General features: G+C 60.9%; 14 protein-coding genes. 11 read left to right on the top strand and 3 right to left on the bottom strand.

Annotation, left to right across the window (positions count from 1 at the left end):
* Positions 1-98 precede the first annotated feature (98 nt).
* Positions 99-230 carry a hypothetical protein gene (locus tag P0D96_RS19805; protein WP_279388618.1) on the top strand — a complete coding sequence of 44 codons (132 nt, stop codon included), beginning with the start codon at positions 99-101 and terminating at the stop codon, positions 228-230.
* Positions 231-233: 3 nt separating this feature from the next.
* Positions 234-848, top strand: coding sequence for an O-methyltransferase (locus tag P0D96_RS19800; protein ID WP_408314935.1), 615 nt, complete (start codon positions 234-236; stop codon positions 846-848).
* 242 nt (positions 849-1,090) lie between these two features.
* On the opposite strand, the gene P0D96_RS19795 is transcribed toward P0D96_RS19800, so the two are convergent.
* Together P0D96_RS19795 and P0D96_RS19790 are read right to left on the bottom strand one after the other, a co-directional pair.
* A complete protein-coding gene (locus tag P0D96_RS19795) occupies positions 1,091-1,927 on the bottom strand; it encodes an aldo/keto reductase (RefSeq protein ID WP_408314933.1) in 837 nt (278 codons plus the stop codon).
* A gap of 251 nt (positions 1,928-2,178) precedes the next feature.
* Positions 2,179-3,093, bottom strand: coding sequence for a LysR substrate-binding domain-containing protein (locus tag P0D96_RS19790; RefSeq protein WP_408178178.1), 915 nt, complete (start codon positions 3,091-3,093; stop codon positions 2,179-2,181).
* Between the two features lie 157 nt (positions 3,094-3,250).
* On the opposite strand from P0D96_RS19790, the gene P0D96_RS19785 reads away from it, so the two are divergent.
* The 5 genes from P0D96_RS19785 to P0D96_RS19765 all read left to right on the top strand — a co-directional run bounded on the left by P0D96_RS19785 (position 3,251) and on the right by P0D96_RS19765 (position 8,810).
* Complete coding sequence (locus tag P0D96_RS19785) at positions 3,251-4,114, top strand: aldo/keto reductase family oxidoreductase (protein WP_408314931.1); 864 nt, start codon at positions 3,251-3,253, stop codon at positions 4,112-4,114.
* Positions 4,115-4,589: 475 nt separating this feature from the next.
* Positions 4,590-5,948: an MFS transporter gene (locus tag P0D96_RS19780; protein ID WP_408314929.1), complete on the top strand. Its 1,359-nt coding sequence runs from the start codon at positions 4,590-4,592 to the stop codon at positions 5,946-5,948.
* A gap of 736 nt (positions 5,949-6,684) precedes the next feature.
* Positions 6,685-7,107 (top strand): DoxX family protein, encoded by a 423-nt coding sequence (locus P0D96_RS19775; protein WP_408314984.1) that lies wholly within the window; start codon positions 6,685-6,687, stop codon positions 7,105-7,107.
* 140 nt (positions 7,108-7,247) lie between these two features.
* Complete coding sequence (gene wrbA, locus P0D96_RS19770) at positions 7,248-7,847, top strand: NAD(P)H:quinone oxidoreductase (protein ID WP_408178175.1); 600 nt, start codon at positions 7,248-7,250, stop codon at positions 7,845-7,847.
* Between the two features lie 264 nt (positions 7,848-8,111).
* Entirely contained in the window at positions 8,112-8,810 is a 699-nt protein-coding gene (locus P0D96_RS19765) for a pirin family protein (RefSeq protein WP_408178174.1), read from the top strand.
* A gap of 58 nt (positions 8,811-8,868) precedes the next feature.
* Here P0D96_RS19765 and P0D96_RS19760 read toward each other — a convergent pair whose 3' ends face one another.
* A complete protein-coding gene (locus tag P0D96_RS19760) occupies positions 8,869-9,753 on the bottom strand; it encodes a LysR family transcriptional regulator (protein ID WP_408314926.1) in 885 nt (294 codons plus the stop codon).
* Positions 9,754-9,855: 102 nt separating this feature from the next.
* On the opposite strand from P0D96_RS19760, the gene P0D96_RS19755 reads away from it, so the two are divergent.
* From P0D96_RS19755 to P0D96_RS19740, 4 genes are all read left to right on the top strand, one after another.
* Complete coding sequence (locus P0D96_RS19755; protein WP_408314924.1) at positions 9,856-10,737, top strand: pirin family protein; 882 nt, start codon at positions 9,856-9,858, stop codon at positions 10,735-10,737.
* A gap of 499 nt (positions 10,738-11,236) precedes the next feature.
* Entirely contained in the window at positions 11,237-13,480 is a 2,244-nt protein-coding gene (locus P0D96_RS19750; RefSeq protein ID WP_408314923.1) for a polysaccharide biosynthesis tyrosine autokinase, read from the top strand.
* Between the two features lie 93 nt (positions 13,481-13,573).
* Positions 13,574-14,851, top strand: a complete 1,278-nt coding sequence (gene tviB / locus P0D96_RS19745) for a Vi polysaccharide biosynthesis UDP-N-acetylglucosamine C-6 dehydrogenase TviB (RefSeq protein ID WP_408178171.1) — start codon at positions 13,574-13,576, stop codon at positions 14,849-14,851.
* A gap of 70 nt (positions 14,852-14,921) precedes the next feature.
* Positions 14,922-15,953 carry an SDR family oxidoreductase gene (locus P0D96_RS19740; protein WP_408314921.1) on the top strand — a complete coding sequence of 344 codons (1,032 nt, stop codon included), beginning with the start codon at positions 14,922-14,924 and terminating at the stop codon, positions 15,951-15,953.
* Positions 15,954-15,980 lie beyond the last annotated feature (27 nt).

The raw sequence follows: 15,980 nt of genomic DNA, 5'->3' as shown, positions 1-15,980 counted from the left end.
TTTCGCGTTGGCTCAGGCCAATCAACACGGAAGGGGGGACGATGATCCACAGGAGTCGATACAGCCGGCCGGCGCGCCGCCGCACCCGGCAACTTCTCATGGTGGCCACGCTGGCGTGCGCCTGCGGTCTGCAGGGCTGCGCCACGTCGCTCGAAACGTTCGGGCTCGGCGCGGGCGTCGGGATTGTCGGCGCGTTCAGTCTGCTCGGCTGCGCGATTGGTTGCCGCTGACGGATGGCCCCGGACTTTCTGGCCGTGCTCGACGCCTATCAGGAGCGCGCCGAAGAAGAGCAGGCGAAAGAACGCAAGCCGCGCCCGCGACGCAAGCAGAAGGCAACGAAAGGTCGCTATGTTTGCGCGGCGGGCGTGGAGACCGCGCGTTTCATCAACATCCTCGCGGCAAGCCTGCACGCGCCGCACATTCTCGAACTCGGCACGTCGGATGGCTATGCGACGCTCTGGCTCGCGCAAGCGGCGCGGGTCGCGGGCGGCCGTGTGACCACCATGGAATTGCACGACGACAAATCGGCCTATGCACGCGAGATGACGACCCGCGCCGGCCTTGCCGCTTACGTCGACTTCAAGGTCGGCAATGCGGTCACGCTGATCGCGGACATGCCGCTCAAGCCGGATTTCGTCTTCATCGATCTTTGGAAAGATCTCTATGTGCCGTGTCTCGACGCGTTTTATCCGAAGCTCAATCCGGGGGCGATCATCGTCGCTGACGATATGATTCGGCCGGGCGGCGAGAACGCGTTGCGCTATATCCGCGCGGTTCGCTCGAAGCCGGGCATGACGAGTCTATCGTTGCCGGTGGGTTCCGGTCTGGAGATCAGCCGGTATCGCTGACGACGCGAATGGCTGCCAGCGGCTGACCGGTGTCAATGCGTGGTTCGCCATTCATTCCTTAAATTCTCTTACCAGAAAATACCCGCCGTGTTCGAGACAGGCCTCGCGTCGTAGCGGGTAAACCCTCTTGAACGGATCATGGCAGCGACCATTAGGAACACTCGGTAAAGCCGGCTCGCACAGCGCAAAATGATGATCGATCACGCTGTTGTGCTTCCGGTCTCGCGGCGGGGACCAGGTCGTCAAGCGCCCGTGCTATCCCACAGCGGGGCAAGACCGGGGGGATCTACGATTCGGCTGTTTGCCGTCGCCAATGCGTGTATGGCGGCAATGTCCGCACCGTCCAACTCGAAGTCGAATACCGCCAGGTTTTGTGCCAGTCGATCGACCCGCGTGGTTCTCGACAGCGCTACCACGCCGGACTGCTGAACAAGCCACCGTAAGACGATCTGGGCGATGGTTTTGTCATGACGGGCCGCGATCTCCATGAGCGTCGGGTCCGAGAACACGCGGCCAATCGCCATGCCGCAATATCCTGTCACGGCAAGCCCGGCCTGGCGCGTGCTTCCGATGAGCAAGGACTGGTTCAGGTACGGGTGGTATTCGAACTGATTCGTGACCAGCGGAGCCGCCGAAAGCCGGATAGCTTCCGTCATCGATGCACGGTTGAAATTGCTCACGCCTATGTGCCGGACCTTGCCGGCGCGCACGACCGCATTGAGCTCCGCGATCTGTTCGGTCAACGGCACATCCGAGCCAGGCCAGTGCAGCAGGAGCAGGTCGATATAGTCCGTCTTGAGTTTGCGCAGGCTCTCGTTCACGGACGCATCGAAGTGTCTTGCGGAGTAGTTGCTGACCCAGACCTTGGTCGTCAGAAATATTTCGCTTCTTGGAATGCCGGATTCGGCGACGCACTCGCCGATCTCGGCCTCGTTACGGTAGATTTGCGCGGTGTCGATATGGCGGAAGCCAGCACGAAGGGCGGCGGGAATCATTCGATAGATGTCGTCGCCATTCATCCCGTAGGTGCCAAAGCCTATGGCCGGAATGAGCGCGTTACCGGCACGGACGTTTTGCATGAACTATTCCTTATGGACTAAGTGTCAAGGAAGATGAGCCGGAAGAGTTTGTATTGAAGGTCACACGTAGGAATCCTGCGTTAAATCGTGAGAGAAGATCTCAGATCAAGTGGAGGGAAGAGTAAGCGTTGGCGTGTCGAGGAAGAAGCCTATATGTTTCGATGAGACCTATCGTCAGAGACGATACATATTGAGCAGCATTTATCGACGTGAGGCCATTCGCGAAGCCTCAGGCAATTACGCTCGCACTATCACTTCCGGTTCAGATCTTCGAACCCCGAAACCAGGGCGTCCAGTAGTTGCCGGACGGCCGGAACCATACCGCGTCGTGTGGGGAAGATCGCGTGAACGAGGCCCGGCGTCGTGGCCAGGCCCGCCAGTAAGTGCTGCAACCGGCCGGCGTGAATATCGGCGTCGACCAGTTCACGGGGCAGCATGGCCACGCCGACGCCTCGCAAAGCCGCAATCCGCAAGCTCGCCAGATCGTCCGTCGCCAGGCGAGGTTGATGCGCCCATGACGTCGTGCGGCCCTCGGCGTTCACCAGGTTCCACGCGAAGCGCTCGCTGCTGCTGGACATGGCGAGCGTGGGCCATTCTTCGAGCGACTCAAGGGACGTGGGCACCGGATGGCGCGCCGCCAGTTGCGGACTGGCGACCAGAATCTGCACGGATAAGCCTAGTTGCCTGACTGCGAGATCGGTGTCTTCCAAAGGGGGAAGCCTGACCCGGATGGCGAAGTCCAGACCTTCCTCGACCACATCCACGCGACGGTTGGTTGCATCGACGAGGACCTGCACCTGCGGGTTGTCCTGGACATACTGCGCAATGATTGTGGAGATGCCGGAGGTCAGCAGTCCCACGGGGCAGCTTATCCGTATGGTGCCCTGCGGCTTTGAGCGTGTCTGGTCCACAAAATCCTTGGCGGCCCTCGATTCCGCCACCAGGGCGAGGCAATGCTGATGGAACCGCCGCCCGGTTTCCGTCAGGGACAGGCTCCTGCTGGTGCGATTGAGCAGACGAACGCCAAGCTCTTCCTCCAGTGCGCGAACACGCCGGCTGAGTTTCGACGTCTGTACGCCGAGGCTGCGGGCCGCTGCCGTGAAGCTTCCGTGCTCGACGACTTCAGCGAAGAGTCGAAGATCATTGAGGTCAGTGATTCGGTTCATCCGGGGCTCTGAGTGGGGCCTTTAACGTTCTACCACTCGCAATGTTGCTTTGCAATTCAGGACATAGGCGAAATATCGTTGCGGATATAGCATCCCTAACAGGTCAAACCATCGGCCTGCAGGCAGAAGCCAAACCAATGCAACACAGGAATTCATCATGACGAAGACGAACGCTCCCGGGTCGTTCATGCTTGGGGACCGCCACGTGAGCCGCATGGGGTACGGCGCCATGCAACTCGCCGGCCCTCGCGTGTTCGGGCCGCCAAAGGATCGAGACACGGCGATTGCCGTCCTGCGCGAGGCAGTGGAGCGCGGCGTCAACCATATCGATACCAGCGACTACTACGGTCCCCACGTAACGAACCAGATCATTCGCGAGGCGCTGCATCCGTATCGTGACGACCTCACGATCGTGACCAAGGTGGGCGCTGTGCGCGGTAGCGATGCCTCATGGATCCCCGCGCAGAGTCCGGCAGCACTCACCGTTGCCGTGCACGACAACCTGCGCAATCTGCATGTCGATGTCCTCGATGTCGTCAATCTGCGCACCATGATGGACGACAGACGTCCGGCCGAGGGGTCGATTGCCGAGCAGTTTACGGTCCTTGCCGAGTTGCAGCAGCGGGGCTTGATACGGCATCTGGGTCTCAGCAATGTGACCGCCGCGCAGGTCGAGGAAGCCCAGTCAATTGCCCCGGTCGTCTGCGTGCAAAACATGTTCAATGTGATGCAACGCCACGACGGCCCGTTAGTCGATGCTCTCGCGCAGCAGGACATCGCCTATGTGCCGTTCTTCCCGCTAGGCGGCTTCACGCCTTTGCAGTCCGCGACGCTGACCGAAGTGGCGTCGTCGCTGGACGCAACGCCGATGCAGGTGGCGCTGGCGTGGCTGCTGCAGCGCTCGCCCAACCTCCTGCTGATTCCCGGGACGTCGTCGCTCATGCATCTGCGCGAGAACCTGGCGGCTGGCTCGCTCCTGCTCCCGGCTGACGTGCTCGAACAACTGGACGGCACGATTTGAACGCGCGTGAGGCGCAATCGGCTTCAGTGGCGTGGACTATTTCGGGGCGATCACTTCGACGCCCGGCAGCGCCCCCAAGTCTCGCGCGCGTGTTGAACCCGCAGTGTCATATAGCGCTGATTGACAACTTTGACGGCAGCGGATCTGCAAGGCCCACGAACGGATCGAAACGGGAAGGGCAATCGGAAAAACCGTGCTGGAAGGGTTCCACTGATGATTGTCGTCTCTGTGTGGCGCGGTCAGTGTCGCTTCATCGCCGGCTGGTGCCGATTGTGTTCGCGATGCTTACCGCGCGGAACCCATTGACTTTGATTGTTCTGTTTTGTAATCATTCTATGTGAATCGAATTCGTGTCGAATGATAGTTGGCGGGATGACGTGAGACTTTGCTAAAGCGCCAACTCAGGTCGACTAGCTTTGCATGGGACCGGAGTAAGCGCTAAAGCGCTAATTCCGGTCGACACAGGAGACAAACCGTGAAACGTGCTTCAGTCGTCGACGTCCAAGGCTTCATCAACGAGCACCCGTTCGGCCGTTTTCAACGACTCGTTTTTCTCATGTGCTTCGTGATTGTCGTGCTGGATGGCTTCGACACTGCGGCAATCGGTTTCATCGCGCCGTCGTTACTGACGCAATGGCATCTGGCAAAGCCCGATCTCGCACCGGTCCTGAGTGCCGCGCTGTTCGGCCTCGCGTTCGGCGCGCTCGTGTCCGGCCCTTTGTCCGACCGCGTTGGACGACGGTCTCTGATGATCGCCTCCGTATTCCTCTTCGGCGTTGCCTGTCTCGTGTCCGCGTTCTCGACGAACATTGGTCAATTGACCGTGCTGCGCTTCATCACGGGCGTCGGCCTCGGTGCAGCCATGGCTAATGCGGTGACCATGATGGACGAGTTCTGTCCGACCCGGCGCCGCGCGACCGTAACCAGTCTGATGTGCTGCGGATTCCCACTCGGCGCGGCTTTGGGTGGTTTGCTCGCGGCATGGTTGATTCCCCATGCCGGCTGGCGAAGTGTTCTGATGCTGGGCGGCGTCGCGCCGATACTTCACGGTGTCCTGCTATGGCTCAAGATGCCGGAATCGGTACGCTTCATGGTTGCAAATGGCAAACCCGTGGCGCGTATTCGCACAACTCTCGCGCGTATCTCCGTTGAAGCAATTCACGCGCGCGGGTTCGCACTGACCGAGCGCGCGCCGGGAACGGGCGACAAGGGGCTCGGTGTCGTGCTGTCGCGTTCATACATCGTTGGTTCATTGATGCTATGGCTCGCGGCCTTTATGGGCCTTCTGATTTTCTATGCGCTGATCAACTGGATGCCGATTCTGCTGAAAGATGCAGGCCTGAGCCAGAAGAGCGCGACGCTGATCTCCGCATTGTTCCCGCTCGGTGGTGTCGGCGCGGTGCTGTGCGGCGTGCTGATGGATCGCTTCAATGCAAATCTCGTGATTGCCGCGTGCTACCTCCTCGCTGCGATCAGCCTCTTTGGTATTGGAGAGACGGCGGGACACGTGGCTCTACTCGTGCCAATGGTACTGGTGTCCGGCGTGCTGATGAACACCGCGCAAGCCTCCATGAATGCGCTTGCGGCCGCCTTTTATCCGACCGAAGGGCGTGGCACCGGCGTCGCGTGGATGCTCGGCATGGGCCGTTTTGGCGGCATTGCGGGCTCGTTTCTCGTAGCCGAACTCGTACGCCGGCACTTTACGCTTGAAGGCGTCTTCGCGACGATCGCCGTCGCTGGAGCCCTTTCGTGCATCGCTTTGCTAGTCAAGCAGCTTGCACCGCCGCGCGTCTTCGGAGCGCCGCCCGACGGAGTCGGATCGCTGAGTCATTGACCGGCCGGTAGTGGCTGCCTCGCGGCGCTTGCTATCTGCAATGTCGTACTCAATCACCATTCGAAGAGGAGACTCGACATGTCCACCGAGGCGTCCACAGCGGCATTCGAATATGTATCGGAGGTGTACGAGGCGGTTGATTCGAAGGACGAGCGTCGGTTAGCGCGCTTCTTGACGGACAACTGCACGTTTGTCTATGCCGATAACGACCCCGTCATCGGGCGCGCAAAGGTTGCCCGTGACGACTTGGCGGGTGCGCGATCGGCAAATCGACGACTACCGTATCTACATCGACGTTGCGCCGCTGTTCACGCATTGACGCCAGAGGCAACATGAGCCGGGCTCTTGAACGGAAAGCGAGCATCGTCACGGGCGACGGCCATCACCTCCTTCGTGACGGACGCTGATCTAGCCGTGGACGGCGCTCATCTCGCAACATAACTGCTCCAGGCGGCTTGTTTGGACGCCTCCCGAATTGCAGGCCGGGCGCGAACGCGACGCTCGAGCTTCGACGTCTAGGCCGGCCCGCTCCAGGGCCGCCGAATAGCTTCCACGCCCCACAACCTCTGCGAAGCGCCGGCGATCGTCCAGGCGAGCGATCCGGTCCATTGGCATGCGCTGACTGAACCTTATCGTTCTGCCAGAAGCAACGATACTTTGCCTCCACGGAGATATGCGCATCAACATTGCGGCCGTAGCATTCATGCCAGTCGTCATTTCTTTTCAGGAGATTGTCATGGACCGTTTTAAGTTTCTTCCGTTGTTGGGCCGCATCTTGATCGGCGCGCCGTTTGTCATGAGTGGGCTGGGCAAGCTCGGAGCGTATGCTGCGACGGTTGGCTATATTGCCGCCATGGGTCTGCCCGTACCGCCGCTCGCGTTCGGTGTTGCCGTGCTGACCGAACTGGGCGGCGGCTTGCTGCTGCTGTCGGGCTACAGGGCTCGCGCCGTATCGCTGGCAATGGCGGTATTCTGCGTGGTCACGGCATTGTTTTTTCACCACAACTTCGCCGATCAGAACCAGATGATTCATTTTCTCAAGAACGTGATGATGGCCGGTGGTCTTTTGCAGATCACCTACTTCGGTGCCGGCGCGTTCAGCCTCGATGCGCGCTCCGGGCGGACAGCATCGGGCGTTTCGCCTCTGACCGCGAGCTAGGAAGACGGCTCCGATGAGACGACCGACCGACCGTTCGGATCGTCTCACCTGGATCGGCCCTTGCAGCAACACGGTGCGTGTTGTCGGGCGCACAACTTTTCCCACAGTGGCATCACCGCAGATATAGGAAGGAGGTCGAAATGTCGAAAGTTCTGGTTCTATATTATTCCTCGTATGGCCATGTCGAAGCGCTGGCGGAAGCCGTCGCTGAAGGCGCGCGCTCGGCGGGCGCGGCGGTCGACGTCAAGCGGGTGCCTGAGACCGCGCCGGAGGACGTGGCGAAGGGCGCCCACTTCAAGCTCGATCAGCAAGCGCCCGTTGCGACGGTTGCCGAACTCGCCAACTATGACGCGATCGTCGTCGGCACACCGACCCGCTTCGGGCGCATCTCGTCGCAGATGGCGACGTTTCTGGATCAGGCCGGCGGTCTTTGGATGAGCGGTGCATTGAACGGCAAGGTCGGCGGTGCCTTCACGTCGACCGCCAGCCAGCACGGCGGACAGGAGGCGACGCTGTTTTCGATTATCACCAACCTCCTGCACTTCGGCATGACCATCGTCGGCCTGCCGTATAGCCACCAGGGGCAGATGACGCTGGACGAAATTGTCGGCGGCTCTCCGTATGGCGCCACGACCATCGCAGGCGCACAAGGTCAGCGCCAGCCGAGCGCTATCGAGCTCGCCGGTGCTCGCCACCAGGGCGAACTGATCGCCCGGACGGCTAACAAGCTGTTTGGCTGAACGTCATTCAAATTCGCACCGCCTACGCGTGCGTGAGACGGCCAGGCGTTTTCCCGCCTGGCCGACACCGGTCCGGGTATCGAATCGCCATCGGCATGCTTGTCAATGAGAAGCTGCCAGCCGGCGCCGGCCTGCATACCGCACGCTGAAACCACGGCGGAATTCACCCAAAACACCACGCTCATCATCTGCAGCGGCGCTCAACTCGGCCGCTCGCACAGGTGACGCGCGCCGCATTGGCGGTGGCTCGAAACAGAGGAGAACATGCTCACACACAGACGTTGGAAATCATTGGACGGGGCGAAACGCGGCTGGCTGCGCGCGAAACATCACTTCGTGGTCAGCGCCGACGGCAATCCCGCGCACGCCGCCCTGGGTCCACTGATTGTCTGGAACGACGACGAGATCGCGGTCGGCACCGGTTTCCCCCTGCACGGACACCGTGACATGGAGATCATCACCTATGTGCGCCAGGGCCTGCTCGGGCATCGAGATACCTTGGGTTCCGAGGGAGCGATCCACGCAGGCGATGTCCAGGTCATGAGCGCCGGCACGGGCATACGCCACGCCGAGTTCAACAAGGGCGACGTGCCGCTCAAGCTTTACCAGATCTGGCTGCTGCCTCGTGAGGCCGGTGGTGAACCGGCATGGGATACCCGGCCGTTTCCCAAAAGCGACCGGTCAGGGCGTTTCGTCGCTCTCGCCAGCGGGTTCGCCCGCGATGAAGGCGCGCTTCCTATTCGCGCCGATGCGCGTGTGCTTGGCGCAATGCTAAGGGCTGGCGAAAGCGTTCGACACGAGTTGGGTCCGGCATGTCGCGCGTATCTCGTCGTGGCGTCGGGACGCATCGAAGTGAATGGCGAGCCCGTTGGGCCGCTAGACGGCGTGGCGATCACGAAGGTCGCCGCGGTGCAGATCTCCGCCCTCGAAGATTCCGAACTGGTGATGGTGGACGCGGGCTGATCGCGTTTCTGTACTCTCTCTACGCAGATCTAGTTCAGACCAAATCGCGGTAATTAGCCTACTTTTCCAGTCGTGCGATGAAGGCGCGGGCAGCCGGCCCCGGCGGCGCGTCCTTGCGGTACACAACCTTCATCGGCATCACGACTTCGCGCGGCAGGCCTTCAATGCGAATCGTCACCAGGCTGCCACTTTCGAGATCCTCCTTGACCATGTGCAGCGGCATATGGCCCCAGCCCAGTCCCGCCTTCAGGAAGGCATGCTTGGCCCCCAGATCTCCGAGCCTCCACGTCGAGGGCGACAGGACACCGAATTCGCTTCCTTGGGACAGTGCGGTTCGGTCGCTGAGCACAAGTTGCACGTGCTTTTTGATGGCGGCCGCCGAAACGAGGCCGCGGCGCTTCGCAAGCGGATGAGCGGGGCTCACGACGGTAACCAGCTCGAGCTCGCGCAACAGTTCGACCTGGAGTTCGTCCGTCACGATCGGCAGAGTGCCGATCACGCCGATGTTGCAAATCCGGTCGAGTACCAGCTTCATCACACCACCCAGCGCCTCGACATAGAGCCGCAGCGGCGTGTGCGGATAATCCTTCTGGGATTGAGCTGCCGCGCTCGTCAAGCTGTCCATCGGGTACATCACGTCCATCGCCACCGAGAGTTCGGGCTCCAGACCGTCTCGCATTGCGCGCGCTCGCGCCTTGAACCCATCGATCGTGTCAGCCACGGAACGCGCGTCAAGCAGCAGGCTCTTGCCGGCGTCGGTGAGCTGCGGGTAACGGGCCGTGCGGTCGAACAGTTTCACCCCGAGCTGGGCCTCGAGATTCGAGAGGGTTTGACTGACCACCGACTGCGCGCGCCGAAGCTTGCGTCCGGCCGCTGAGAAGCTGCCTTCGTCGACTGCCGCGATGAAGGTCCGAAGCTGGTCCAGTGTGAGGCCATCAAGCATGTCCATCGCTCCAGACGATAGGTGAAATCTAAAAATATAGGCTTTTAAGATGGAGTGCAAGCTCTTACCTTACGTGTATCGTTTTTTTCTCGAGGCAGAGCCATGAACATCGACACAGCCGTACTCACCCCGATTCAGGAAACAGCGCTTGCGCCGCGCCGGATTGCTTTTCGCACCGGCGGCAGCGCGCACGGCGGCATTGCTCGCCTGGCCAGTCCCGGCGATATCGGAGAATTGATCAAGCCTTTCGTGTTCCTCGATCACGCCGTGGTCGTGCCCACCGGTAAACCGATGTTCGGCTTCCACCCGCACTCGGGCATCGCCACGCTCACCACCGTGCTGAGTGGCGGCATCTCCTATGCGGACACGACCGGCAAGAATGGCGAGCTTTCGGCCGGCGGTCTCGAATGGATGAAGGCCGGCAATGGTGTCTGGCACGACGGCAATGTATTGCCGGGGGAAACCGTACGCCTGTTTCAACTCTGGGTCGCGCTACCGCCATCGATGGAGAACTCGCCGCCGGAAAGCCAGTACATCTCGCCGGCCCAGGTCCAGTCGGATGGGCCGGTCCGCGTCATCCTCGGCCGCCACGGGTCCGCGGCGAGCGACATTCGCGCGCCTGAAGGCATCAACTACTTCCATGTTCAACTGAGCGCGGGAGAGACCTGGCGATACGCGCCGCCTGCCGGGCACAATGTCGCGTGGCTGGCGATTGACGAGGGCCGCCTGAACGCGTCCGAGCCGATCGAGGCAGGGCAACTCGCCGTGTTCGAGGAATCCGACGGCGCGCCCATTGAGTTGCACGCCGAGGAGGCGACGTCGTTCGTCATCGGCTCCGCTATCAAGCATCCGTATCCACTGGTGCTCGGTTACTACTCGGTGCATACGAACGCAGACGCGCTTGCGCTGGGCGAGGCCGAGATACGCCGCGTCGGTCGCGAGCTGGCCGCACAGCGTCGCGTCACAACAGCGCGAAATACTTGATGCGGTAGCTCGTCCGCGAACGCGTCATCGTCTTCTGGAAAGGGCAAGCCGCGGCTGGAACGCGGCAAGCTCACAAGCCTTCTTATAGCCGCTGTCTGTCACGCGATGTTCGGATGCATTGCCTGACGCGTCCATCAGGCAATCCAAAAATTCGCTGCCGCCCGGCTGCGAACCTGCGTTCCTGACCTCCCTGAAAACGACGGGAGACTCTGCCTGCGCGCGCCAGCAGAGCACCGTGAAAAATCGAATCTGTCTGGTCGGACATTTTGTGGTTTTCCCTTATTCTAAAAAAACCGATTCCCGCTTCCTCAAAAACTTGCCAGGCCGCTTATAGCGAGTCAGCACCGGGAAGATTGTGTGCACTACCGCGCATACTTGGCGCAGCACGGTGCGTATTGTGGCGTCAGGGAAAAGGACCATTACTGCTAAATCGCGCATTTCCCTCGTTCGAATCCGCTTGCAAAAGCGGTCAAATAAAACTACGTGACGAGACGTGCCCATGAAACACAAAAATCTAGCGTTAGAGGGATTATCCGAACGTAATGATGAATTCGATCCTGGATCGATCATCGATACGTTGATTAATCACCGCGTAATGATCGCCGCGATAACAGCGGCCTTCATTTTGATGGGCGCCTTGTACGCGTTCTGCGCGACGCCGATCTATCGAGCAAGTATCTCGATCAGGGTCGAGGACAATGCGCCGACCGCGCTGCCGGATTCGAAAGATCTGGTGCGCAATGCGTCGTCGTTGTTCCAGGAGAAGTCCTCGGCCGAAGGCGAAATGCAGATCCTGAGGTCGAAAGCCATCGCCATGCAGACGGTGGATTACCTCAAGCTCTACATCGAAGCCGAGCCGAAGCGCCTGCCGGTGCTCGGCGGCCTGATCGCGCGTCACACCGACACACGGATGACGCCCGGACTCTTCGGCTGGGGCGGCTTCGTCTGGGGTGACGAATCGATCAGCGTGGCGACGTTCGAAGTGCCGAGGAAACAGGAAGGCAACGCGTACACCGTCACCGCATTGACCGGCGGCCAGTACCAGTTGCGCGGACCGGGACTGGAACAGCCGGTCACCGGACGCGTCGGCGTCGATGAGCAATTCGAAAGCAGCCACGGGCCGATCAATCTGCTCGTGAGCAAGATCGACGGCGAGAGCGGGGCCGTGTTCAATCTCACGCGCCACTCGCGTCAGGAGGCCCTCGAACAGCTGCAAAAGGGCCTCCAGATCGACGAGCAAGGCAACAAGTCGAATGTGCTGGGCGTCCTGCTGGAAGGCCGCGACCCGGTTCTCGTGACCAACATCCTCAACGATATCGGCGCGGTGTATGTGCGCCAGAACGTGAACCAGAAGGGTGCCAACGCCGAGAAGTCGCTGAACTACCTCGAGCAGCAGCTGCCGGGGGCGAAGCGCCAGATGGAGCAGGCGGAAGAAGCCTATAACACCTATCGCAACAGCCACGGACTTCTGGATGCGGACGAGGAAAGCCGACTCATCCTGCGACAGGCCACTGAAGCGGACTCGCGCCTCTACGACCTCAAGCGTCAGCGCCAGGACCTGACCGCTCACTTGACGGCCGAGCACCCGAGCGTGGTGGCGATAGACCAGCAGATCGCCAGCACCAACAAGTACGTCGAGAGTCTCGCGAGCCGCGTCAAGGCCATGCCGACGGCGGAGCAAGGTGCGCTGCGCCTGATGCGGGACATGCGCATGAGCTCCGACATGTACGCGGCGTTGCGTAGCAACATCGACACCCTGCGGCTGGTCAAGGCCGGTCAGTCCGCTTCCGTGCAGTTGCTGGATACGGCGGACGTCCCCGAGCGGCCGGTCAAGCCCGCGAAAGCGCTCGTGCTGCTGATCGCGGCGGTGCTGGGGCTGTTCATCGGTATCGGGCTTGCCTTCCTGCGTGATTTCCTGTTCAAGGGCGTGGCCGATCCGGAAGAGCTGGAGTCCCGCACCGGCCTGAGCGTGTACGCGACGATCCCGGTCAGCGACCAGCAGTTCCAGCTGACGCGGAAAATGTCCACCACGGGCGAAGAGAAGCTGGCTCTGGCTTTCCAATACCCGATGGACCCGGCTGTAGAAGCGCTGCGCACGATGCGCGCGTCGCTGCAATACGCGATGAACGGCGACCGCAACAACGTGGTGATGCTCGCGGGGCCGTTGCCGGGTATCGGCAAGTCGTTCCTGTCAGCCAATCTCGGCACCTTGCTCGCCGCAGGCGGCAAGCGCGTGCTGCTGGTGGACGGTGACCTGCGGCGCGGCCATCTGAACCAGTATTTCGGCTTGCCGCGCGCCGCGGGGCTTGCCGACGTGATCGCCGGCACTGGCTCGCTCGAAGACACCGTGCACAAGGAAGTGCTGCCGAATCTCGATGTCCTGCAGTGCGGCGAGTATCCGCACGACCCGGCTGAACTGTTGTTGAGCAGCAATTTCAGGGCAACCATTCGTGCCGCTTCGGAGCGCTACGACATTGTGCTGCTCGACGCACCCGCCATCCTTGCCGTGTCGGATACGGTGACCATGGCGCCCGTCGCCGACTCGATATTCATGGTCGCGCGTTTCGCCGATACGCGCGCCGGCGAGATCTCGGAATCGGTCAAGCGTCTGGCGCAAACCGGTTCGAAAGTGGAAGGCATTCTGCTGAATGGATTCAAGGTCAGTCGCGGCAATTACGCCCAGTCGCGCCGGTATGGCGGCTACGCATACGACGCCTATTACTCCGATTCGGCAATGAAATAGCGCGCGTATAGCCCGTGCAAAGGTTCAGGCCAATTGAATCTTGCACGGGGTTTTAAAAAAGACGCGTATCTATAATAAAGGGGAGCAACAATCATGCATTCGTTAAACGAGCTGAAACTCGCCGTGGTCGGTCTTGGCTATGTCGGATTGCCGCTTGCGGTGGAGTTCAGCAAGCGTCGCCCGGTGGTGGGATTCGACATCAACGGCGTGCGCATCTCGGCGTTACGTGAAGGACGGGACATCACGCTCGAAGTCAGCGATGAAGAACTGGCCGCGGCCACGGGCATGACCTTCACGTCGGACGTGGAGGAGCTCAAAGCCTGCAACGTGTACATCGCAACCGTTCCGACGCCGATCGACGACTACAAGCGTCCTGACCTCCGGCCCCTGATCGGCGCCAGCGAGACCATCGGCCGCGTGCTGAAAAAGAATGACGTGGTCATCTATGAATCGACCGTCTATCCGGGTGCCACGGAAGAGGAATGCGTGCCGGTTCTCGAGCGGACCTCGGGGCTGAAATTCAACGTGGATTTCTTTGTCGGCTACAGTCCCGAGCGGATCAATCCGGGCGACAAGGCGCACCGCGTGATGGATATCAGAAAGGTCACGTCGGGATCGACGCCGGAGATCGCTGAACTCGTCGATTCGCTGTACCGCGAGATCATCGTCGCGGGCACGCACAAAGCGAGCAGCATTCGCGTCGCCGAGGCGGCCAAGGTCATCGAGAATACGCAGCGCGACGTCAATATCGCGCTGATCAACGAGCTGTCGATCATCTTCAACAAGATGGGAATCGACACGGAGTCGGTCCTGCAGGCAGCCGGAACCAAATGGAACTTTTTGCCCTTCAGACCGGGTCTGGTGGGCGGCCATTGCATCGGCGTCGATCCGTATTATCTGACGCACAAGGCGCAGGCCATTGGATACCACCCGGAGATCATCCTCGCCGGCCGGCGCCTGAACGACAGCATGGGCGGTTACGTTGCGTCGCAACTGGTGAAGGCGTTGACCAAGCGGCAGATCGGCGTCGCCGGTGCCCGCGTGCTGATCATGGGTCTGACTTTCAAGGAAAATTGTCCGGACCTGCGCAACACCAAGGTTGTCGATATCGTTGCCGAGTTGCGGGAATACGGCGTCGAAGTCGATGTCTACGATCCGTGGGTCTCGAAAGAGGAGGCCCGGCGCGAACACAACCTGGACCCCATCGAGCATCCCGCCGACGGCGTCTACGACGCGACGATTCTGGCCGTCGCGCACAGCCGGTTCCAGGAATTGGGCGCGCAAGCCATTCGTGTCTTCGGCAAGCCCGGGCATGTACTGTACGACCTGAAGTACCTGCTGCCCGCGGACGCCAGTGATCTGCGTCTCTAGCAGACCCTAAGCACATCGCACGCGAGGCCATCACGACGTGATGGCCTCCTCATCTTATCCGGAGGCATCGATGCCTGATCGCTACGACACAACACGGCAACAACTCGCCGGGCATCCGCAGCAGTGGTTGATTACCGGCGTGGCCGGCTTTATCGGTTCGAATCTGCTGGAGGCGCTGCTCAAGCTCGACCAGACCGTGGTCGGACTCGACAATTTCTCTACCGGCTACCAGCGCAATCTCGACGAAGTACGCTCCGTCGTTTCGCCGGAGCAATGGCAGCGCTTCAGATTCATCGAAGGCGATATCCGGCGTGCGGAAGATTGTGTGAACGCCGTCAATGGCGTCGATCACGTGCTGCATGAGGCGGCGCTGGGTTCGGTTCCGCGTTCGGTGGTTGACCCGATCGCGACCCACGAAGTGAACATCAGCGGCTTCCTCAATATGCTCGTGGCCGCGCGCGACGCGCAAGTGTCGAGCTTCACGTATGCCGCATCGAGCGCGACGTATGGCGACCATCCCGGCTTGCCGAAAGTCGAAGACCAGATCGGGGAGCCGCTTTCGCCGTATGCCGTCACCAAGTACGCCAATGAACTGTACGCATCGGTGTTTGCTCGTGCCTACGGCTTCAAGACGATTGGCCTGCGCTACTTCAATGCGTTTGGTAAGCGCCAGGATCCGGACGGCGCTTACGCCGCGGTCATTCCCAAATGGACGGCCGCGCTCATTGCCGGCGACGACGTCGTGATCAATGGCGACGGCGAAACCAGCCGGGACTTCTGCTTTATCGACAACGTAGTGAAGGCGAACATCCTGGCGGCGACGGCGGACGAGGCGGCGAGGAACGAGGTGTACAACGTCGCCGTCGGCGATCGCACAACGTTGATCCAGCTCTACGACGGCTTGCGGTCCGTGCTCGCCGACAACGGTGTCTCCTGCGACAAGCGCCCGGTGTTCGGGCCTTTTCGCGCCGGCGATGTCCGGCATTCACAGGCAAATGTCGACAAGGCGGAGCGGCTGCTCGGCTATGAAAACACGATTCCCTTGGTAGAAGGCTTGTCCAAAGCGATGCCCTGGTACATCGAGTTCGTATCGCAAAGGTGATGTCTTCAGACGCCCGGTCTCACGGGC

The organism is Paraburkholderia sp. RL17-347-BIC-D, from assembly GCF_046027915.1.
In the GTDB taxonomy this organism is placed as follows: Bacteria; Pseudomonadota; Gammaproteobacteria; order Burkholderiales; family Burkholderiaceae; genus Paraburkholderia.
The sequence above is the reverse complement of the archived record's forward strand: the minus strand, read 5'-3'. Positions and strand labels throughout refer to the sequence as shown.